The 20987-nt window shown below is 47.0% G+C and carries 21 protein-coding genes, 1 riboswitch and 1 other annotated feature; of the genes, 11 read left to right on the forward strand and 10 right to left on the reverse strand.

Features of this window, described 5'->3' with window-relative positions; genetic code table 11:
• Positions 1–51: 51 nt before the first annotated feature.
• Genes ACR0QN_RS09870 through ACR0QN_RS09880 form a run of 3 tightly spaced genes read left to right on the forward strand, consistent with a single transcriptional unit; the run spans position 52 to position 3369 of the window.
• Positions 52–231, forward strand: a complete 180-nt coding sequence (locus tag ACR0QN_RS09870; protein WP_432651045.1) for a hypothetical protein — start codon at positions 52–54, stop codon at positions 229–231.
• Positions 176–979, forward strand: a complete 804-nt coding sequence (gene recO / locus ACR0QN_RS09875) for a DNA repair protein RecO (protein ID WP_432651046.1) — start codon at positions 176–178, stop codon at positions 977–979. Before ACR0QN_RS09870 ends, recO begins: the two co-directional genes overlap by 56 nt.
• Positions 976–3369, forward strand: coding sequence for an endonuclease MutS2 (locus ACR0QN_RS09880; RefSeq protein ID WP_432651047.1), 2394 nt, complete (start codon positions 976–978; stop codon positions 3367–3369). Before recO ends, ACR0QN_RS09880 begins: the two co-directional genes overlap by 4 nt.
• 47 nt (positions 3370–3416) lie before the next feature.
• On the opposite strand, the gene ACR0QN_RS09885 is transcribed toward ACR0QN_RS09880, so the two are convergent.
• Entirely contained in the window at positions 3417–3857 is a 441-nt protein-coding gene (locus tag ACR0QN_RS09885) for a hypothetical protein (protein ID WP_432651048.1), read from the reverse strand.
• Positions 3858–3993: 136 nt separating this feature from the next.
• Here ACR0QN_RS09885 and ACR0QN_RS09890 point away from each other — a divergent pair, with 136 nt between their 5' ends.
• A complete protein-coding gene (locus ACR0QN_RS09890) occupies positions 3994–4308 on the forward strand; it encodes a helix-turn-helix domain-containing protein (protein WP_432651049.1) in 315 nt (104 codons plus the stop codon).
• Between the two features lie 60 nt (positions 4309–4368).
• On the opposite strand, the gene aspS is transcribed toward ACR0QN_RS09890, so the two are convergent.
• The 5 genes from aspS to ACR0QN_RS09915 form a co-directional block, all read right to left on the reverse strand.
• Complete coding sequence (aspS, locus tag ACR0QN_RS09895; protein WP_432651050.1) at positions 4369–6147, reverse strand: aspartate--tRNA ligase; 1779 nt, start codon at positions 6145–6147, stop codon at positions 4369–4371.
• Between the two features lie 26 nt (positions 6148–6173).
• Positions 6174–7466 carry a histidine--tRNA ligase gene (gene hisS, locus ACR0QN_RS09900; protein WP_432651051.1) on the reverse strand — a complete coding sequence of 431 codons (1293 nt, stop codon included), beginning with the start codon at positions 7464–7466 and terminating at the stop codon, positions 6174–6176.
• Between the two features lie 55 nt (positions 7467–7521).
• Positions 7522–7730 (reverse strand) — a binding site (T-box leader).
• A gap of 88 nt (positions 7731–7818) precedes the next feature.
• Positions 7819–8223 (reverse strand): methylglyoxal synthase, encoded by a 405-nt coding sequence (gene mgsA / locus ACR0QN_RS09905; RefSeq protein ID WP_178727227.1) that lies wholly within the window; start codon positions 8221–8223, stop codon positions 7819–7821.
• 37 nt (positions 8224–8260) lie between these two features.
• Positions 8261–9007, reverse strand: a complete 747-nt coding sequence (locus tag ACR0QN_RS09910) for an AAA family ATPase (RefSeq protein ID WP_432651052.1) — start codon at positions 9005–9007, stop codon at positions 8261–8263.
• Between the two features lie 346 nt (positions 9008–9353).
• Positions 9354–10076: a hypothetical protein gene (locus ACR0QN_RS09915; protein WP_432651053.1), complete on the reverse strand. Its 723-nt coding sequence runs from the start codon at positions 10074–10076 to the stop codon at positions 9354–9356.
• 156 nt (positions 10077–10232) lie between these two features.
• Here ACR0QN_RS09915 and ACR0QN_RS09920 point away from each other — a divergent pair, with 156 nt between their 5' ends.
• Positions 10233–10427 carry a (2Fe-2S)-binding protein gene (locus ACR0QN_RS09920; RefSeq protein ID WP_432651054.1) on the forward strand — a complete coding sequence of 65 codons (195 nt, stop codon included), beginning with the start codon at positions 10233–10235 and terminating at the stop codon, positions 10425–10427.
• A gap of 73 nt (positions 10428–10500) precedes the next feature.
• Here the strand turns inward: ACR0QN_RS09920 and dapB are convergent, their stop codons facing one another.
• From dapB to asd, 4 genes are all read right to left on the reverse strand, one after another.
• Positions 10501–11262, reverse strand: a complete 762-nt coding sequence (gene dapB / locus ACR0QN_RS09925) for a 4-hydroxy-tetrahydrodipicolinate reductase (RefSeq protein WP_432651055.1) — start codon at positions 11260–11262, stop codon at positions 10501–10503.
• A gap of 78 nt (positions 11263–11340) precedes the next feature.
• Positions 11341–12231, reverse strand: a complete 891-nt coding sequence (gene dapA, locus ACR0QN_RS09930; protein ID WP_432651056.1) for a 4-hydroxy-tetrahydrodipicolinate synthase — start codon at positions 12229–12231, stop codon at positions 11341–11343.
• A 4-nt stretch (positions 12232–12235) separates the two neighbouring features.
• The gene (locus ACR0QN_RS09935; RefSeq protein WP_432651057.1) at positions 12236–12706 is read right to left on the reverse strand and encodes a GNAT family N-acetyltransferase; all 471 of its coding nucleotides are present in this window, start codon (positions 12704–12706) and stop codon (positions 12236–12238) included.
• A complete protein-coding gene (asd, locus tag ACR0QN_RS09940; RefSeq protein ID WP_432651058.1) occupies positions 12706–13788 on the reverse strand; it encodes an aspartate-semialdehyde dehydrogenase in 1083 nt (360 codons plus the stop codon). Before asd ends, ACR0QN_RS09935 begins: the two co-directional genes overlap by 1 nt.
• Positions 13789–13925: 137 nt before the next feature.
• Positions 13926–14105: riboswitch (Lysine riboswitch) on the reverse strand.
• A gap of 319 nt (positions 14106–14424) precedes the next feature.
• Here asd and queA point away from each other — a divergent pair.
• The 6 genes from queA to ACR0QN_RS09970 all read left to right on the forward strand — a co-directional run bounded on the left by queA (position 14425) and on the right by ACR0QN_RS09970 (position 20787).
• Positions 14425–15453: a tRNA preQ1(34) S-adenosylmethionine ribosyltransferase-isomerase QueA gene (gene queA / locus ACR0QN_RS09945; protein ID WP_432651065.1), complete on the forward strand. Its 1029-nt coding sequence runs from the start codon at positions 14425–14427 to the stop codon at positions 15451–15453.
• A 135-nt stretch (positions 15454–15588) separates the two neighbouring features.
• On the forward strand, positions 15589–16065 hold the full coding sequence (locus tag ACR0QN_RS09950; protein WP_432651059.1) for a hypothetical protein: 477 nt from the start codon (positions 15589–15591) through the stop codon (positions 16063–16065).
• Between the two features lie 92 nt (positions 16066–16157).
• The gene (gene tgt, locus ACR0QN_RS09955; RefSeq protein ID WP_432651060.1) at positions 16158–17351 is read left to right on the forward strand and encodes a tRNA guanosine(34) transglycosylase Tgt; all 1194 of its coding nucleotides are present in this window, start codon (positions 16158–16160) and stop codon (positions 17349–17351) included.
• A 131-nt stretch (positions 17352–17482) separates the two neighbouring features.
• A complete protein-coding gene (locus ACR0QN_RS09960) occupies positions 17483–18133 on the forward strand; it encodes an HAD family hydrolase (protein ID WP_432651061.1) in 651 nt (216 codons plus the stop codon).
• 66 nt (positions 18134–18199) lie between these two features.
• The gene (locus tag ACR0QN_RS09965) at positions 18200–19861 is read left to right on the forward strand and encodes an AMP-binding protein (protein WP_432651062.1); all 1662 of its coding nucleotides are present in this window, start codon (positions 18200–18202) and stop codon (positions 19859–19861) included.
• A gap of 110 nt (positions 19862–19971) precedes the next feature.
• On the forward strand, positions 19972–20787 hold the full coding sequence (locus ACR0QN_RS09970) for an NADAR family protein (protein ID WP_432651063.1): 816 nt from the start codon (positions 19972–19974) through the stop codon (positions 20785–20787).
• Positions 20788–20987 lie beyond the last annotated feature (200 nt).

Here is a 20987-nt window from a genome sequence, read left to right on the forward strand (position 1 = left end):
ATACGGTCGGGAAATAATTATAACATAACACCTTAAACGGAGGCTTATGCTATGACTGAACAGTTTTCCGATACAAAATGGAACACCTTTGAAAACAGCGGACGTGTGGCTGATTATCTCAGCTACAAGGGAATCGGGGGTAGAATTCTGCCCATATTGAGGGAAGTGAGTGACAATGCTCATAACGACGGAGGGAGCGGTGATATCCGTCAGGGACGCGGGGGACAATGACCGCTATATAACCATACTTTCCCCCGATATGGGGCTTGTGGACATTTCCGTCAAGGGAGCCAAGAAGCTTAACTCAAAGAGCAATTCCTCCACCCAGCTCTTCGCCTGCGCAAAATACTGCTTCAATGAACGTTCGGGGAGATATTACCTTAACAGCTGCGAGCCTGTGAAGACCTTTTACGGGCTTCGTCTGGATATGCAGAGGCTGAGCCTTGCCTCTTATATGGCTGAGATGATAAGCTATACCGTTACCTCGGGACAGTCCGCAAAGGACGTGTACAGGCTGTTTATGAACAGTCTGTACCTGCTTTCGGAAAAGGGTGCGGACTGTGCTTTTGTGAAATTCGTCTTTGAGATGAGGATAGCGGCAGACCTGGGAATGATGCCAAATCTCCTTGGCTGTGACGAATGTTACCGTTCGGACTGCACACTCTGCTTTCTGATAAAACGGGGGATTTTTCTCTGCTATGACCATATGGAGTCAAGGGTGGTCTATCACGATAAATACAATGTTGACGTTACTGCGGGAATGTTCGAGGCGATACGGTTCGTATGCCTTTCGGATATGAGCAGGATATTTAACTTTCGGGTGTCGGGTGATGCGCTCCTGAAGCTTGGCTACATAAGCGAGTTGTATGCACAGGTGCATTTCGACAGGCATTTTAAAACGCTGGATTTTTATAACAGCATAGCTATGCCCGAAAATAATGAAGATACACAATCGACTAATGAGGAAAATGACTTATGAATAAACATTTTGAAACCTTAGAATTACATAAAATTCTCGATATGCTTTCTGAGCAGGCGGGAAACGATGAAACACGCCGAATGATAGCCGCTCTCGAGCCTGAGACGGATACCCTTAAAGTAAAAGCGAGCCTTAAAAAGACTGAGGACGCATTTGACCTTTCGGTGAAATTCGGAACGCCTCCTTTTTACAATTTCAAGGACGTGAGAGGTTCTCTGCAAAGAGCGCAGTCGGGGGCAAGCCTGTCCCTTCGTGAGCTTCTTGACATCTGCTCAATGCTCAAGCAGATAAGAGGGCTTACGGATTATCACGCTTCCTGCGGAGATGTTGAGACTGTTCTTGACCCCTTATTTGCGGAGCTTTCGCCTAACAAGTGGCTTGAGGACAAGATACAGAACGCCATTCTCACCGAGGACGAGATAGCCGATACTGCCAGCGCCGAGCTTGCAAATATCAGACGGAAGATCGCTCAGGCAGGAGTGCGTATCAGAGAGAGCCTTGACAAGATGGTTCGCTCCGCAGATATTCAGAAATCCCTGATGGACAATATCGTCACCGTTCGTGACGGCAGATATGTTCTCCCCGTAAAGGCGGAGTACAAGGGAAATGTGCGTGGTATCGTACACGCTTCATCGGCTACGGGTTCCACACTTTTCATCGAGCCTGAAGCGGTTGTGGAGGCAAACAACGATATAAGAGTGCTCCAGGGCAGAGAGCAGGAGGAGATAGAGCGCATCATTTCCGAGCTTTCTTCCGACTGCGCTTCCTGTGCGGAGACTATGAAGAGGGATTATCTCACCTGCGCCGAGCTTAACCTTTACTTTGCAAAGGCAAACCTTGGTGCAAAGATGAGGGGAACCGTTCCCGAGATATCCGACGACGGCGTACTTGAGCTTAAAAAAGCCCGTCACCCCCTTATTGAAGCGGACAAGGTAGTTCCCGTGGATATTTCCATAGGCAAGGATTACGGCACCCTTATCGTTACGGGACCCAATACGGGCGGTAAGACCGTTCTGCTGAAAACTGCGGGACTTCTCACCGCTATGGCAATGTGCGGTATGATGGTACCTGCGTCCGACGGCACAAAAATTTCCGTATTCCGCCACATTCTCGTGGATATCGGAGATATGCAGAGCATCGAGCAGAGCCTTTCCACATTCTCCTCCCATATGAGCAATGTGGTGAAGATACTGAAAACTGCGGACGAAAGCTCTCTCATTCTCATAGATGAGCTTGGCTCGGGTACAGACCCCGTTGAGGGTGCGGCGCTGGCGGTTTCTATAATCGAGGCGCTTATGGCAAAGGGCAGCAGGATATTCGTTACCACCCATTATCAGGAATTAAAGCTTTTTGCCATTGAACGTGAAAACGTTGAGAACGCCTCCTGCGAATTTGATGTTAAGACATTACAGCCCACATATCGGCTTATAATCGGTTCTCCCGGAAAATCAAACGCATTTTCCATTTCATCAAAGTTGGGACTTCCCTCGGACATCATTTCAAATGCGAAAGCACTTGTTTCCGATGACAACCGCCGCTTTGAAGAAGTAGTGGCACAGCTTGAAGCCTCACGAAGAGCCCTTGACAGGCAGAACACCGAGCTTGCAAGGCTGAGAAAAGAAGCGGAGGAAAAGGAAGCCGCTCTTGAAAAGGCAAAAGAGGAATTTGAAGCCCGCAAGGACGATGAATTTGAAAAGGCACGCACACAGGCAATGCGTATCGTGGAAAACTGCCGTATGCAGTCGGAGAAGCTGCTTGACGAGCTTTCGGATATCAGAAAGGAGCGGAACAGGGAAGCATTCGACAAGCGTTCCGCTTCCGCAAAATCGCTGAGCCGTTCCTCTCTTGACAAGATGTACGACGAGGCAAATCCTGTCCGCAAGCGTGAGCTGAAAGAGTACAAGCCGCCACGTCCCTACAAGCGTGGAGACAACGTTATCCTTGCGGATATCGGCAAAAAGGGTATCCTTGCAAGCGACCCCGACAGCAACGGAAATGTTTTCGTTCAGGTGGGCATTATGAAAACCAAGACCAACGTAAGTCACCTGCGGCTTGCCGAGGAGGACAAGGTTACGGTCAGCAATAAAAAAGCCGCTCCTGCCCGTGGCGTTTCCAAGGTGGGCGTAAGCGGCAAGCTTGAGAGGAAAAGCTCACTTGAGCTTGATATACGAGGCTGTGCGGTGGACGAGGGTATCCACGAGGTGGACAGATTTATCGACAACGCTGTTATGGTGAATGCAGGCATTGTCACCATCATTCACGGCAAAGGAACGGGACTTCTCAGGCAGGGAATACAGCGTCATCTCAAGTCTCACCCATCGGTTAAGAGCTTCAGAAGCGGAGTTTTCGGCGAGGGCGAGGACGGCGTTACTGTTGTTGAGCTGAAATAACTTCGGAATATGTAATAAGGCGCTCCGAGCGTTTTCGGAGCGCTTTTTTATATCTTTACTCGAACATTATCCGTTGTATGAATGTTTATGGTTTCCTTTCCCCTTTCCTCAGCAATGCGCTGTATATGCGGATCATTTCCTGCAATGACCGCTATGCTGCATATTGACAGCAGAAGGTCGTCCGCAAGGCTGTAGCAGTCCTTGCTGCGGTGGGTGGATATCATAAAGCGTGTGACAGCTTTTTGGTGGAGCTTATAGAACTTGCGGCGCAGCTCCTCGTTCCAGCTGTCGGGCTGACCTTCGAAGGGCATTACCGCAATAATGTCAAGTCCTGCCTTGTCGGCGGCGGAAAGGGCTGTAAGCGGAAAGCCTCTTTCGCAGTTTGAAGCCATCGCCTTTATGCCCTTGTCTTTCATATTTTTGAAAAGCTCAGTCAGTTCTGCTTCTGTAACAATTGCTCCTCCGGAAAAAACGGAGCAGATATTCACATTATTCACCTTCCGCACTCCCTGTCACTTGTTTTATTATATTATACATTATTGTAAACGCTATGTCAATATTTACAGGACATTAAATATCCTATAAATCGCCTTGTTTATTTTATAATATATTTAGGTGATGACAATGAACAATGAAAGGGAATTTGCGGAACGGCTATGCAAACTCAGGTGCAGAAAAGGCGTTTCCGCCAGAGATATGAGCCTTTCCCTGGGGCAGAATGCAAGCTACATCAACCGTATAGAAAACGGCGCCGCTCTGCCCTCTATGACTGCTTTTTTCTATATCTGCGAGTATCTTGAGATATCTCCCCGTGACTTTTTTGATTACTGCAATGACGATCCCGTACTTGCAGGAGAGGTGGCTGAGGAGCTGAAAAAGCTTGATTATGTTCAGCTGGGTCACGTTATGAGCATTGTAAAAGATATTCTGAAAAAATAAGCGGTCAGCAAAACGGACTGTTCTCCGAAAATGGAGAGCAGTCCGTTTTGCTTTTTAATATTATTCCTCAGTTTTAACGACCTTTATGCCGAGAATATCAAGGCTCTCGTCATCGACCTTTGCAGGGCAGTCGCTCATAAGCTCGGAAGCATTCTGTACCTTGGGGAATGCGGTCACATCACGAAGGCTGTCTGCGCCGCACATAATCATTGCCAGACGGTCAAGACCAATGCCCATACCGCCGTGGGGAGCTGCGCCATACTTATATGCGTCAACAAGGAATCCGAACTTCGCCTGAATTTCCTCGTCTGTAAGACCCAGAGACTCAAACATCTTCTGCTGAAGCTCATAGTCGGTAATTCTGATAGAGCCGCTGGAAAGCTCGGTGCCGTTCAGAACAAGGTCATATGCCTTTGCAAAAACCTTTTCGGGGGCGGTGTCAAGATACTGCAGGCACTCGTCCATAGGCATTGTGAAGGGGTGGTGCATTGCGTCCCAGTGCTGTGTCTCTTCGTTCCATTCAAAGAAGGGGAACTCGGTTATCCACAGGAAATTGAACATTCCCTCGGGGATAATGTCAAGCTGCTTGGCGGTTTTAAGTCTCAGAGCGCCCAGAGATGTGAGAACGGTGTTCTTCTTGTCGGCGATGATGAATACAACGTCGCCCTTTTCGGCTCCTGCCTTTGCAAGGATAGCCTCAAGTTCGCCCTCGCCTAAGAATTTGCCGAAGGAGCAGTTTGGAGCGTCGTCTACCCAGCGGATATATGCAAGACCCTTTACGCCGATGCCCTTGACATACTCGGTGAGCTTGTCAATCTCTTTTCTTGTGAATGTTCCTGCGGCGTTCTTTGCGGTGATGCAGCGGACTGTGCCGCCGTTTTCGATCGCAGAGGTGAATACTCCGAAGCCGCAGTCTTTAACGGTGTCGGTAAGATCGGTTATCTCCATTCCGAAGCGTGTGTCGGGCTTGTCGGAACCGTAGCGCTCCATTGCCTCGGTGTAGGTCATACGGGGCAGAGGAGTGGGAATATCTCTGCCGAGAATATCCTTAAAGAGGCGCTTGACAAGACCTTCTGCCATCTGCATAATGTCCTCGGTGTCAACGAAGGACATCTCAAGGTCTATCTGAGTGAACTCGGGCTGTCTGTCCGCTCTGAGGTCCTCGTCTCTGAAGCAGCGTGCAAGCTGAATGTAGCGGTCGAAGCCTGCGATCATCAGAAGCTGCTTATATATCTGGGGCGACTGGGGCAGAGCGTAGAAGCTGCCGGGGTGAACTCTTGAGGGAACAAGGTAGTCTCTTGCGCCCTCGGGTGTGGACTTTATCATCATAGGAGTTTCTATCTCGATAAAGCCGTTTTCATAGAAATAATCACGGGCGGTCTTGGCGATCTTGCTTCTCATAATGATATTCTGCTGGAGAGGACGTCTGCGGAGGTCGAGATATCTGTATTTCAGACGAAGCTCCTCGTTGGTGTTGGAGTTATCAACGATCTCGAAGGGAGGTGTCTGAGCCTTTGCGAGAATGCGAAGGTCGGTGACAAAAATTTCGATATTTCCCGTTTTGATATCGGCGTTTTTGCTCTCTCTTTCACGAACGGTTCCCTTTGCCATAAGCACAAACTCCGAACGGCAGGAAGATGCTTTTTCAAAAATCTCCCTGTCGGTGCTGTCGTCAAACGCCAGCTGAACGATACCCGTTCTGTCTCTCAGATCAATGAAAATGAGATTTCCCAGGTCTCTTGCCTTCTGGACATAGCCGCCCACCGTTACTTCGCTGCCGATTCCCTCAACCTCGCCGCAGTAATGGGTGCGCTTCAGTCCTTTCATATTGTCTGCCATTTTAATAACTTCCTTTCAGTTAACGATTATAATTCCGAAGCCAGCATATCCGCAGTATGGATATTGGCAAAATTATCAATAAAGCTGCTGTCAAGAGCAATTTCAGTCTCCTCGCCGCTCTTCATATTTTTGAGCTTTGCCTTGCCCTCCGCAAGCTCGTTGTCGCCCAAAATCATTGAGAAAGCAGAGCCAATCTTGTTTGCGTATTTCATCTGCGCCTTAACGCCTCTGCCCATAACGTCCCATTCGGCTCTGTAGCCCTCGTCACGGAGTGCTTTCACCAGAGAAGCTGCCTTAATGCCCGCAGCGTCGCCCATTGAGCCGATGTAGATATCACATTCACGGGGAGAAATGAACTCGCAGCCCTGTTTTTCCATTGTCATAATGAGCCTTTCAAGTCCCATTGCAAAGCCCAGCGCAGGAGTGGGATTTCCGCCCATTTCCTCGATAAGACCGTCATATCTTCCGCCGCCGCAGACGGTTCCCTGCGCACCGATGGAGGTGGTTATAAACTCGAATACGGTCTTTGTGTAATAGTCAAGACCTCTTACGATCTTGGGGTCAATGGAATATTTTATACCCATTTCGTCAAGATATTTTTTCAGAGTTTCAAAATGCTCTTTACACTCGTCGCAGAGGTAATCTATCATAAGGGGAGCGTCCTTGCCGATCTCTTTGCAAATCTCGCTCTTGCAGTCAAGAATTCTCATCGGATTTTTCTCAAGTCTTGACTGACAGGTGGGGCAAAGCTTGTCCTTGTTCGGCTCGAAAAATTCACGGAGCTTTTTGTAATATTCTGCACGGCAGTGAGGACAGCCGATTGAATTTATGTGAAGCTCGATATCCTTTAGACCAAGCTTTTCGATAACGCTGTTCGCCATAGAGATCATTTCGGCATCGGCGGCAGGGGAGGCGCTTCCTGCCATTTCCGCACCAAACTGGTGAAATTCCCATAATCTGCCTGCCTGGGGCTTCTCGTGGCGGAAGCAGGAGAGAATGTAGAACACCTTCTGGGGCAGAGCCTCATTCAGCAGACCATTCTGTAAAACGGCTCTGATAGTGCCTGCGGTGCCCTCGGGACGGAGAGTGAATTTGCTCTCCCTGCCCATAACTGTGAACATTTCCTTCTGAACTACATCGGTAGTCTCGCCCACAGAGCGGACGAAAAGCTCGGTGTTTTCAAAGGTGGGTATGCGTATCTCCCTAAATCCGTAGTTTTCGGCTACATCGGCGGCAACGCTTTCCACCGTCTGCCATTTGTGAACTTCCGAGGGAACAACGTCCTCCATACCCTTTATTCTTGTGGTAATAAGCTCCATAATTTTATCCTTTCTTAGTGTTTTTTAAACAAAAAAGCCGTCTCCGAATGATAACATTCGGGACGACTGTTAAACCGTGGTGCCACCCGTATTTGCACGGAAAACCGTGCCTCAGGTCCCTTTAACGCAGGAAAACACGTCGGGGATTTTTATCTCCCCGCAGCTCATCGGGCGTCATTCACAGCAGTTAGTTTAAGCGCTTTCAGCATACACGCTCTCTCTGAGAAACTTCCTGCGGCTACTCCTCCGAGTCAAAGCCTTTGGCGGTATATAACGCACATATTCTGTGCGCTTTATTATTATACAGCATTTTCCGCCGCTTGTCAAGTGCGGCAAAATATTTTTCTTAAAATCAGTCAACGGGATTAAGAAGCTGTCTCCAGTCAAGATCTCCTCTTTCGAGAGCGTGAATGAGCGCTTCTGCTGTGGCAATGTTTGTTGCAACAGGAATGTTATGAACATCGCAGAGCCTGAGAAGATTCATTTCGTTTGGCTCGTGGGGCTTGGGTGAAAGGGGGTCTCTGAAAAACAGCAGAAGGTCTATCTCGTTGCAGGAGATACGGGCGCTTATCTGCTGGTCTCCGCCCTGAGAGCCGCTGAGGTAACGCTGAATATTAAGACCTGTTGCCTGTGCGACCATTTTGCCTGTTGTGCCTGTGGCGCAGAGATTGTGACGGGATAAAATGCCGCAGTAGGCTATGCAGAACTGAACGAGAAGTTCTTTTTTTGAATCGTGTGCTATAAGTGCAATATTCATTTCAATTCATTCCTTTCCCATTAAAATCCGTCATATCTTACTGAAGCAGAACCTTGAAGCTGAGAGGAACGTCCTCGCCCTTGATACGCTTTGAGATAGCGTCAAAAGCCTTGAAAGCAAGGGAGGTGGACGGAAGCGGCTCGCCCTTTGAAGTGGCGATCACCACAGCGTCATCGTCGGGAATTACGCCGATAAGCTGAACGCCTACGGTATCAATTATCTCGTCAAGGTCCACGATAAGATCCGCCTTGAAGAGGTCAGGATTTACCTTGTTGATGATAAGGCGCTGCTTCTTGTTGCCGCGCTTGTAGAACTCGTCCGACATTGTGCGTGCGTCTCTTACGCATACGGGGTCGGGAGTGGTATTGATAAGGATAAGGTCGGACTGCTCAACAACGTCGAATACGCTGGCGTTGGTTCCTGCGGAGGTATCTACGATTATGTACTCGTAGTACTTTCTCATTTCCTGGCAGATATTCTTAATGGTCTCGGCGTCAACTCTCGCAAAGGGATCCTCGGGAGCGCAGACAATGCTGAGGTTTGTAGCGATCTTTACCTGTGTAGTAGCTTTATAGATATCACATTCACCGTTTAAAACGCTGCCCAGATCGTATTTGATGTCGTCTTTAACGCCAAGCATGATATCGAGGCATCTAAGACCGAAGTCAAGCTCTATAATAAGCGTTCTGTGACCCTGCTTTGCCAATGCAAATCCAAGCTCGGAGCAGATTGAGGATTTGCCGGTACCGCCCTTACCGGATGTTACTGCAATAATTTTAGACATAGAGGCTCCATTTCTCCGCAGTCGTGGAAATAGAACGGTTATTGCGCCTGCTGTCCTTATACTGCGGATTCAGACAGCCTTGTAATTAAAAAACATCTTGCCTGCCGCGAGCACCGCTCCGTGCAGACAATGAGCGCAGACCTATTACTATTATTGTACCATAAATTTGGAAAAAGTCAAAGGCTTTTTGCCCACTTTGCACAATTTCGTTATGTTGTTATTATTCAAAATATATTCTTTGTATATTTTATACAAAATATTTGGAATATTCGTTTTTTACACAAAATTAACAAAAATAGAATAACTGTGAAATATGTCGAAAACAGTCGGATTTTACTTTCCGAATTTATATCATCATAAATTTTTTCAGATCATCGGTAGAAAATCTGAACTGTTCTTTTATAGTGTCGGCTTCAAGAATGAGATGACCGTTCTGCCACTCCTTGAAATCAATATCCTCCAGGTCGTCGTTTTCATAATTCGGGTCGATGATATCGTGGATAGTCCGTATCCTGTCGGGTGAGGAGAGGGGGTCGCTGAAATCAAGCACAGCCGTATCGTATGGCGCCGCCCAGAAGCACCCTCCTGCCGCCGCAAAATTATTTTCGTGGCAGTAATGAAAATCGGTCATTATGAAGGACTCGCCGGGGTAGGGCAGTTCTTCTGCATTATCGGGATAATACCCCAAAGGGACGTAGTGAAGCTCCTTTCGGTCGGAGAGCCGCAGAACGGAATAGCCGTAAAGGTCCTCCTTGTAAATCAGATACAGTCTGCCGTCGGAATGGGTGAATATCTGCGTAAAGCTTGTAAAATCGTGATCGTCGCAGAGCTGCCACCGCAGGACAACGCTTTTGTCGGGTGAAACAAGCGCCTGCTCATATGCCGTAAGGCGTGGGTGTTCCGAGCCGTTTTCATATGCGGCGTATTCTGTGCTCTCAAGGATAAAGCCTGCTTCGAGGGGCAGCTTTTCCGTTTCCCTTTTGTTTTGGGGCAGAAAAACTCTGCTTATATATTCCTGCCTGTGTTTCTGATACTTTTCGGTATCATATATATTTTCAAAGCTTGTCATTGTCATCACATCCCGATGATATTATATCATATTGTACAAAAAAATGCAATAGTTATTCTGTGTTTTATAAAATTATGCATATACTCTTGACAAATGCGGAGCAATGTGGTATAGTAATGTTAAAGCAAATTTACTTATTTCAAGGAGGATTTTATTATGGAAAATGTTGAGATCTGCCACTGCATGGGCGTTACATATGCTGATATCGAAAACGCTCTTCACTCTGCCGAGGTTTTCAGCGATGTTGAAAAAGAGTTTGAAGAGGTCCAGAAGATCACTCACTGCTCCACAGGCTGCGGCGGCTGCCACGACAAAATAATGGAAACCATTTCCGAAATTATGAGCAAGTAATTTTTGAGCAAAAAGAAAGCGTCTCTGCTGGCAAAAGTGCCGACAGAGACGCTTTTTTATATTTAATATCTTATCATTTCAGCTCATTGATAACATCAGACATATCGTAAAGCCCTGCGCCCTGCTTTGCAAGGAAAACAGCCGCATTTACCGCACCGACTGCAAATACTTCCTTTGAAGCAGCCGAGTGGGAAAGGGTAATGACCTCATCTCTGCCTGCGAAGATGATATCGTGCTCGCCAACGATGGTGCCGCCTCTGATGGCGTGCATACCTATCTCGTATTTTTCACGTTTCATCCTGCGGGAGTGACGGTCGTATTCAAAATGGTACTTTTCGTCGAGAACGCTGTTGATGGCGTTGCCCAGCATAATAGCAGTGCCGCTGGGAGCGTCAATTTTCTGATTGTGGTGCTTCTCGACAATCTCGATGTCGAACTGTCCTCCGAGAAGCTTTGCGGCTGTCTTTGCAAGGCTTGCAAGGAGATTTATGCCCAGAGACATATTGAATGAGAAGAAAATGGGCACCTGCTCTGCCGCAGACTTTATTTTTGCTATCTGCTCGTCGGAAAAGCCTGTGGTGGCGATCACTGCGGGTGTGCCTGTGGAAAGGCAGTATTCAAGAAGCTTGTCGAGTGCGGAGGGGTGGGAGAAATCTATTATTACATCGGGCTTTTCGGGAAGAAGGGCAGGCTCGGAAACAATGGGGAATTTGCCGTTATCGGCGGTGTTAAGGTCAATGCCGCTTACAACGGTGCAGTCGTCACGTCCTTCGATTATGGAGGTTATAACGTGACCCATTTTTCCGTTTGCGCCTGTAATGGACACATTTATCATATTAACATTCCTTTCGTTTAGGCTATACAGCTCGGGCGGCAACAGAGCCGCCCGATTTTGATGATATTTTCAAAACAATTACTTGATGAGTCCTGCTTCTCTGAGTGCGGAAGCGAGAGCCTCTTTCTTTGCGTCCTCCATTTCATAGAGGGGCAGGCGGCAGGGACCTGCGGCAATGCCCATCATATTGAGAGCTTCCTTAACGGGAATGGGGTTAACGTCAATAAAGAGGGAGTTTGCAAGGTGAAGATACTTTGCAGCAAGCTTTGCAGCCTCTGCGCAGTTGTTTTCAAGGCAGAGCTGTGCGATCTCGTGGGTCTGCTTGGGAGCAACGTTTGAGAGAACGGAGATAACGCCCTTGCCGCCGAGAGCCATAATGGGAACGATCTGGTCGTCGTTTCCGCTGTATACATCAAGCTTGTCGCCGCACTCCGCAATGAGCTTTGCGATTGCGGAGATATTTCCGCTTGCTTCCTTTGCGGCAGCGATATTCTTGTGCTCGGCAAGTATCTTATATGTATCGAGAGAGATGTTCACGCCTGTTCTTGAAGGAACATTGTAGAGGATAATGGGGATATTTACGGCGTCTGCGATAGCTGTGTAATGAGCCACAAGTCCTCTCTGGGAGGTCTTGTTGTAGTAGGGAGTTACAAGGAGAAGTCCGTCTGCGCCCATTTCCTCTGCGTCCTTGGAAAGTTCGATGGCATAAGCGGTGTCATTGCTGCCTGTGCCTGCGATAACGGGAACTCTCTTGTTTACCTTCTCAATGGTATAGCGGATACATTCTCTGTGTTCATCATCGGTGAGGGTGGAGCTTTCGCCTGTGGTGCCGCAGATGATTATAGCATCGGTGCCGCCTGCTATCTGCATTTCGATAAGCTCGCCCAGAGCGGCGTAATTAACGGAGCCGTCAGCGTTCATAGGGGTAACGATGGCAACGCCTGCGCCTGTGAAAATGGTGTTCTTCATAAAATCAATCCTTTCTCAGATCAAGTGTATATGTGAGCCATTCGGGGTCGGAAACGCCGCCTCTGCTTTCGTAGAAGCTTCTTGCGGAGCTGTTCCACGCAAGGCATTTCCATTCGATCTTTATGCATTCAAGTGTTTTTGCGATGTTAACTATTTCGTCAAAGAGCATTTTGCCAATTCCAAAACCTCTGAGGGCTTCTTCCACGAAAATGTCCTCGATGTAAAGCACTCTTCTGCCCGAAAAGGTGGCAAGCTTGTAAAGGCTGAAAACTGCCATTCCAACGGCTTTTCCGTCCTTCTCAGCTATAACTCCCCGAAGCCCGTTTTCTTCGGTCATCATACGGGCAGCGCTTTCGGGAGTGGCTGTGCATTTGTCCGACATTTTTTCATATTCCGCCAGCTCGTGAATGAGCCTTGAAAGCTCGGGAGCGTCGGCAGTTTCCGCACGTCTTACGGTGATATTGGAAGTGTTCATCAGTCAAAATATCCCTTTGCCGCAAGAAGCTCTGCCATTAAAACTGCGCCGCCTGCTGCGCCTCTGAGTGTGTTGTGGGAGAGACATACGAACTTGTAGTCCCAGATGATATCGTCTCTCAGACGACCGATGGATATAGCCATACCGTTTTCCAGGTTTCTGTCAAGCTTTGCCTGGGGACGGTTATCCTCCTCAAAATAGTGGAGGAACTGCTTGGGTGCGGAGGGGAGTTCAAGCTCCTGGGGAACGCCGCTGTAATCCTTCCAAGCCTTGATTATCTCTTCCTTGGAGGGCTTCTTCTCGAACTGAACGAAGATAGCCGCAGTATGACCGTCGGAAACAGGAACTCTCAGGCACTGTGAGGAGATCTTGGGACCGTCGGCATTAACGATCTTATCGCCTTCAATGTGACCCCATATCTTCAGAGGCTCATTCTCGGACTTTTCCTCCTCGCCGCCGATGTAGGGGATAACGTTGTCGATTATCTCGGGCATTGTCTCAAAGGTCTTGCCTGCGCCCGAAATTGCCTGATATGTGCAAACCATTGCCTGCTTTATGCCGTAAGCGTCCTTGAGGGCGTTGAGAGCGGGAACATAGCTCTGGAGGGAGCAGTTGGACTTAACTGCGATAAAGCCTCTCTTTGTGCCAAGCCTTTCTCTCTGAGCCTTTATGATCTCGATATGCTCGGGATTTATCTCGGGAACTACCATAGGAACATCGGGAGTTGCTCTGTGAGCGGAGTTGTTGGATACAACGGGGCACTCTGCCTTTGCGTAGCGCTCCTCGAGAGCCTTTATCTCGTCCTTCTTCATATCAACGGCGCAGAAAACGAAATCTACCTGCGAAGCTATTTTTTCAATATCCGCAGTTGCGTCCATAACTATCATATCCTTGAACTTCTCGGGGATAGGCTGCTTCATTGCCCATTTTGCGCCTACAGCGTCCTCATAGCGCTTGCCTGCGCTTCTGGGGGAGGCTGCGAGTACCTTTACGTTAAACCAGGGGTGCTCTGCAAGGAGAAGTGAGAAACGCTGTCCCACCATACCCGTTGCGCCGATTATACCAACACTAAACTGCTTCATCTGAAATACTCCTTTATTATTTAATAAAATTTTACAGAGAAATAAAAAAAATCGGTTGAAAACCGATCCATCATAGTGTATAATGTTAAAGTGCCTGTGTAAAACAAATAGATTTGTTTTACACCCTAAATTTAATCAGGCTCGATAGCACTCCATCACATCAGCTATGATGACAATCGCATACCTCTTCGGCATACGCTCAGCGGTGAAAGCTCCGCAGGCTTTCAGGGCTTCGGCAGTATCGCCTTTCTCCGGACGGTAAACGGCTGCGGTGCCTGTGAACGGATACTCATCTTTACTGCGCCTCTATCAGTTTATCAATGTCAATTATATAATATGTTTGCGGTTTTGTCAATACCTGTTTGTAAATTTTTTGTCACTTTGAGGGGACTTTTTTATTTCCCGACGTATCTTGAAAGGAAGCTGTTTGATTTGAAGAATATAAATATTGATCTTTTGGGCTTTGAGAGCAGAGAGGAGCTTGACGGATTTATTTCGGAAAATATTCCCGAAGGTGAGGAAGTCTCTGTTCATATTAAAAATATTTCCATAGCTCCCGAATGGGCGAAGAAGGCGGCGGAGGATATTAAGGATTTGCCGAATGTTCACGCTGTTACCGAGCTTGATATTGAGACGATGAAGCGTTCGGATTTCTGGTACGATCTCCCCGAGGAGCTTATTGCTCAGACTCCTGCGGAGCCGAGAAATTCCTCGAGACTTATGTGTGTTGACAGGGAGAGCGGCGAGATATCACACGACCGTTTTTATAATTTATGCAGTCATCTGAAAAAGGGTGATTTGCTGGTGATGAACGATTCACGTGTGCTTCCTGCCCGCCTTTACGGCGAAAAGGAGGGGACAGGTTCATTTATCGAGTTTTTGCTTCTTGAGCAGAAGGGTGACAAGGTGTGGGAGATACTTGTGCGCCCCGGAAAAAAAGCAAAGCCCGGCACGAAATTCTCCTTCGGTAACGGCAGGCTGAAAGCGGAGATCCTTGAGACTGTGGAGGGCGGCAACCGCATTGCGAAATTCGAGTGCGAGGGCAATTTCTTCACCGCTCTTGAGGACGTGGGACAGATGCCCCTGCCCCCCTACATCACCAAAAAGCTTGAGGACAAGGAGCGTTATCAGACGGTTTATTCCCATGAGCTTGGCTCGGCGGCGGCTCCTACGGCGGGACTTCATTTCACAAAGGAAATGATTGAGGAGCTTCACGAAAAGGGCATAAACACCGCTTTTGTCACTCTCCACGTGGGCCTTGGCACCTTTCGCCCCGTTAAGGAGGACGATGTTAAGGGACACAAAATGCATTCGGAGCATTATCATCTGCCAAAGGAAACGGCAGAGCTTATCAACAAGACCAAAGCAGAGGGCGGACGGGTCATTGCGGTGGGCACCACCTCCTGCCGCACTCTTGAGAGCGTTGCAAGCTTTAACAATGGGGAGATAAAGGAAGCCGAGGGCTACACGGATATTTTCATTTATCCCGGCTACAAATTCAAAGTCCTTGACGGACTTATCACAAATTTCCACCTGCCCGAAAGCACTCTTATTATGCTTGTTTCGGCTTTTATGGGCTATGACAATACTATGAATGCTTACAAGGTTGCTGTTGAGGAGAAGTACAGATTTTTCAGCTTCGGGGACGCTATGATAATTTTGTGATAATTCACCTGATTATTTTTAGTGAGACGGTTTAATGATTGATTACGAGCTTATCATACAAATGAGAAAGCACCCGGGAAATCCGAAACATCTTGAAATTAAGGGGTGATTTGTAAGATTGGAGGATATAAATGAATGAGTAAATCTGTATGTATTCGTAATGATAATTATGGAATGTATAGTGGTACGCTATACAGAGTAATTTCTGTTGATAAATCTATTCAACCTTATGTAGTTGACTTGGCTTCAAATGACAAAGCAGATTTAAAAAAAGGGTTTGAAAATAGATATTCTGATTTCGTGACCAAGAAGTATGGGTTTGTTTGTAATAAAAAAGTTTTCATAAGCGAAATAACAGAAGCGTATGAGATAAGAACAAGTGCTTTATATCGGGAAAAATGTTATGTTTACCCTTGGCATGAAGATATTCAACTAATTGTTGATTTTGACAGAACAACAGAGGCAGATAAAATAAAAGAAATCAAATCATGGGGATTTACAGAATTACAGTATGAAAGAACAACTACAACTTTTGAAAAGATTGTTTCGGTTGACGATCCCGAACTTGAAATAATTGAGGAAAGAAAACCGCTTGATATAAACAAGTTATAAAAGCTAAGCCGTTCTTGAAATAAATTTTGGAAACGGCAAAGTGTATACAATCTTATAAACAGTACCAAAACATTTTTCATAGGAGAAATTTTATGTACACACTTATAAAAACCAACGGAAAAGCCCGCAGGGGACAGTTTGAGACTGTTCACGGAACATTTCAGACACCCTGCTTTATGAATGTGGGAACTGCGGCGGCTATCAAGGGCGGCATTTCCTCAATTGATCTTAAAAATGACCTCAAGTGTCAGGTGGAGCTTTGCAACACCTATCATCTTCACGTGCGCCCCACCGACAAGGTGATAAAGGAAATGGGCGGTCTGCACAAGTTTATGAACTGGGACAAGCCTATTCTTACCGACAGCGGCGGATTTCAGGTGTTCTCACTTGCAAAGCTTCGCAAAATAAAGGAGGAGGGAGTTTATTTCAACTCCCACGTGGACGGCCGGAGGATATTTATGGGTCCCGAGGAGTCTATGCAGATACAGTCAAATTTAGGCTCCACTATTGCTATGGCGTTTGACGAGTGCGTGGATAACCATATGGCTCAGATAACTCCCGATATGGACGAGCAGACCAAAAACAGGATAATCCGCAAGGCGTATGATTACTCGAAAAATTCCTGCGAGAGAACTACCCGCTGGCTGTACAGGTGCAAGGAGGAGATGGCAAGGCTGAACGCTCTTCCCGACACCATAAACAAGCATCAGCTCCTTTTCGGAATAAATCAGGGCTCGGTTTTTGAGGATCTGAGACTTAAACACATGGAGGATATCGCTAAGCTTGATATGGACGGCTATGCTGTGGGCGGTCTTGCGGTGGGCGAGCCTACCGAGGAGATGTACCGCATACTTGACGCTGTGGTTCCCGTTATGCCCGAGAGGAAGATACGTTATCTTATGGGCGTGGGTACTCCGTCAAATATCATTGAGGGAGTGGCAAGGGGCATTGACCTTTTTGACTGCGTTATGCCAAGCAGAAACGCCCGTCACGCTACCATTTTCACCTGGAACGGCATTATGCACGCCACAAACAAAAGCTATGAGACTGATTCCCGTCCTCTTGACCCCGAGTGCGACTGTCCAACCTGCAGAAATTTCTCCCGTGCGTATATCCGTCATCTTTTCAAGGCGGACGAGCAGCTTGCGGGCAGGCTTGCGGTGGCGCATAATCTGTATTTCTACAACACTCTTATGGAGAAGATAAGAGACGCTATTGACAATGACGAATTTGACAGCTTCAGGGCTAAGTATTCGGGGCTTTTAGCTTCCAAATTGGAAGATTAAAATTGACGTTTAAACATTATCAACAGAACATTCACTATAATTCTTAAACAGTTAACAAAAAAGACTGATAATAAATTGTAAAATGTGGTAATATAATATTGCGTCAGGAAATATCCGGAAAGGAACCTAAAATGTATAAGCTTGTTATTTTCGATCTGGACGGTACGCTGGTAAATTCTCTGGAGGATCTGGGAAATGCCTGCAACGCTGCGCTGCAGAATTTCGGATATCCCGTTCACCCGATGGAGAGCTTCCGCTATTTCGTTGGAGACGGTGTGCCTATGCTTATCCGCAGGGCGCTGCCCGAAAGCGAACGCACCGAGGAGAATATTTCAAGGGTAAAAGCTGTTTTTGACGAAATATACGGAAAAAATTACAATGTATGCACCCGTCCTTATGACGGCATTCCCGAGCTTCTTCTGAAGCTTAAAGCAAAGGGAATACTTATTGCAGTCGCTTCAAACAAGCCCGATAATTTTACTCAGACCATAGTTTCGGGAATGTTCGGCGATGTTTTCTCCTATGTTTCCGGCAAGAAGGACGGCTTTGAGAAAAAGCCAAGCCCGCAGATCGCTCTTCACATTATGGAAAAGCTGGGTGTTTCTCCCGAGGAGACTTTATTTGCGGGAGACTCGGCGGTGGATATGCAGACTGCTCTTAATGCAAGCTGTGACAGTATCGGCTGCCTTTGGGGCTTTCGCACTTTAAAGGAACTTGAAGATAACAAGGCAAAGTATATTGCAAAATCACCTGAGGATATTTATAACGCTGCCGCAAAATAATTTTATCTCATATCCCCGCATTTTTTTCGCCGGGGTATCACGAGGTATCTTTCGGAGGTTCACTTTATGAACGTGCAGGATATCCATATGCAGTATATCGAGGAGGGCTTCGACGAGAACGGAGTCGTTAATAAATTTGATCTGAAACTCCCCGACAATTTCAGCTACGCTTACGATATTATTGATAAAATTGCAGAAACAGAGCCTGAAAGACGGGCTATGATATGGTGTGATGACGAGGGGAGAGAGAGAATATTCAGCTACGGCGAGCTTTCAAGGCTCTCAAACCGTGCCGCAAATATGCTTATTGACCTGGGTGTCAAAAAGGGCGAGAGGGTAATGACCGTTCTCAAGCGCCATTGGCAGATGTGGGTAGTTACATTTGCGCTGGAAAAGATAGGTGCGATACTTATCCCTGCCACCAATCAGCTCAAGAAAAAGGACTATGTTTACCGTTTCAGAGAAGGCGATATCGACCATATTATTGCTACCGGCGACGGTGATGTATGTGAAAATATCGAGGCTGCCTGTGTGGAGTGCCCTTTGAAACTGAAACTTATCGTCAAGGGCGAAAGAGATGGCTGGATATCCTTTGATGACAGGCTTGAAGGTTATCCCGACAGTCTTGAGCGCATTCCCACAAAGGTGGACGATGACTGTCTGATGTTCTTCTCTTCGGGTACTACGGGATATCCTAAGATGGTCATTCATTCCCACCGCTACAGTGCTTCTCATATTCCCACCGCAAAATACTGGCACCACCTTAACAAGGACAGCCTGCACCTTACTATTTCCGAAAGCGGCTGGGGTAAATTTTTCTGGGGCAAGATATACGGTCAGATGGCGCTGGGCGCCACGGTCATGACCTATGATTTTACGAGATTTGTTCCCGGAGATGTGCTTCATATAATCGAAAAATACAAGGTAACAAGTCTTTGCTGTCCGCCGACGATGTACCGCTTCTTTATTAAAGAAGGTTTGGACGGACACGATATTTCCTGCCTCGAGTATGCCACCACAGCGGGCGAGGCTCTTAATGCCGAGGTTTACGACCGCTTTAAGGAAATGACGGGGCTTTCTCTTATGGAGGGCTTTGGTCAGACTGAGACTACGCTTATTATCGGCAATCCTTACGGCTCCGTTTCCCGCTCGGGTTCTATGGGCAGGGCGATGCCTATGTTTGATGTTGTCATTGCCGACACCGAGGGAAATGAAGTCCCCGACGGAACGACGGGGGAGATATGCGTTCGTCTGAAGAATGGTGTTAACAACGGAATTTTCAAGGGTTACTACAATAACCCCGAAGCTACCGAAAAAGCTTTTGCTTATGGACTTTATCATACGGGTGATACTGCGTACAGAGACTCGGACGGATATTTCTGGTATGTGGGACGCATTGACGATGTAATCAAATCCTCTGGATACCGTATTGGTCCTTTTGAGATAGAGTCTATCCTTATGGAGCACCCTGCCGTTCTTGAGGCGGCTATTACGGCGGCTCCCGACCCGATCAGGGGACAGGTTGTCAAGGCTACCATTATTCTGACCAGCGAATACAAGGACAGGGGAGACGAGGCTCTTGTGAAGGAGCTGCAGAATTATGTCAAGGCAAATACGGCTCCTTATAAGTACCCGAGGATCATTGAATTTGTTGACGAGCTTCCCAAGACTATAAGCGGCAAGATACGCAGGGTAGAGATAAGGGAAAAGGACGGTATAAATTCATAATAATCATATCGCTTTCGGCTTTTGGTCGGAAGCGATTTTTTGTTGACATTCATTATGACAGCTGATATAATAGTATAAATTCATTTTATCATTTTAATGGAGATGTAATTATGAGTGAGAAGTTTATGGCGCCGCCCTGGCTGAAATATCCGGAGCTTTTCTATGGCTGCATTGGGTGGAGAATGGGGTATGGTGAGTGTTATATGGAAGAATATCTTCACTGGCTTGACGGGCTTAATGAGGCGAAGAGAAAAGAATTTGAGGAGAAGTTCCCTAAGCCTGTTTCCTGGGATCACTCAAAAATTATCAAGAACGGGGATTATGCTATAGCTGCGTGGAGATGTGAGGGGTCTCCGAAATATTCGGCGGGAGATATTGCCGGAAACGACAAAAAGATTTTCTTCTGGAAACATCACCCCGTTTTGGACAGCGTGGGCAGAGAGTGTTTCAGCCAATGGTATGAGGCGGGATTTTCGGTAGGGCACAGACATTTTTGGTGCGCCGAGCAGTTTATGATGGCTGAGAAGGCAAGGCTTTTTGGGGATACGGAAGCTTATGAGAAGATAATGGCTTCAAAGGAGCAGAGCGAGATAAAGGCTCTAGGAAGAGGCGTCAGGGGATTTGACGAGGAATTATGGGATAAGTTTAAATACCGGATAGTTGTTAATGGAAATTATTATAAATTTTCGGAGAATAAGGTGCTCAGAAAGTATATTATGAGCACGGAGGGGGCGGTGCTTGCGGAAGCAAGTCCTTTTGACAGGATATGGGGTATTGGTATGGCTGAGGATAAGGCTCGAAACTGTGACCCTAAGGACTGGAAGGGAGAAAATATGCTGGGCTTTGCGCTTATGGAGGTCAGGGAGGAGATAATACGGCTTTGGAAATATGCAGACGAGCTGGATTTTGATTGTTTAAATGAATAAATTTGAGCAGTATGCACTAAATATGATTGTGAATCAGATGATGCATAAGCACAAATTAACAAACTCAAAAAACTTGTCGAAAAAGGCTTGACATTTAGAAATGGATATGGTAAGATAATAAAGCTGTCGGTGATACTGAGTAAACCGAAAGGGAAAACAAAGTAAAAACGGTGGCGAGTATTCATAAATGGTTCAAAAAG

Origin of the sequence: Huintestinicola sp., assembly GCF_050874005.1 — a bacterium.
GTDB lineage: Bacteria > Bacillota > Clostridia > Oscillospirales > Ruminococcaceae > Huintestinicola.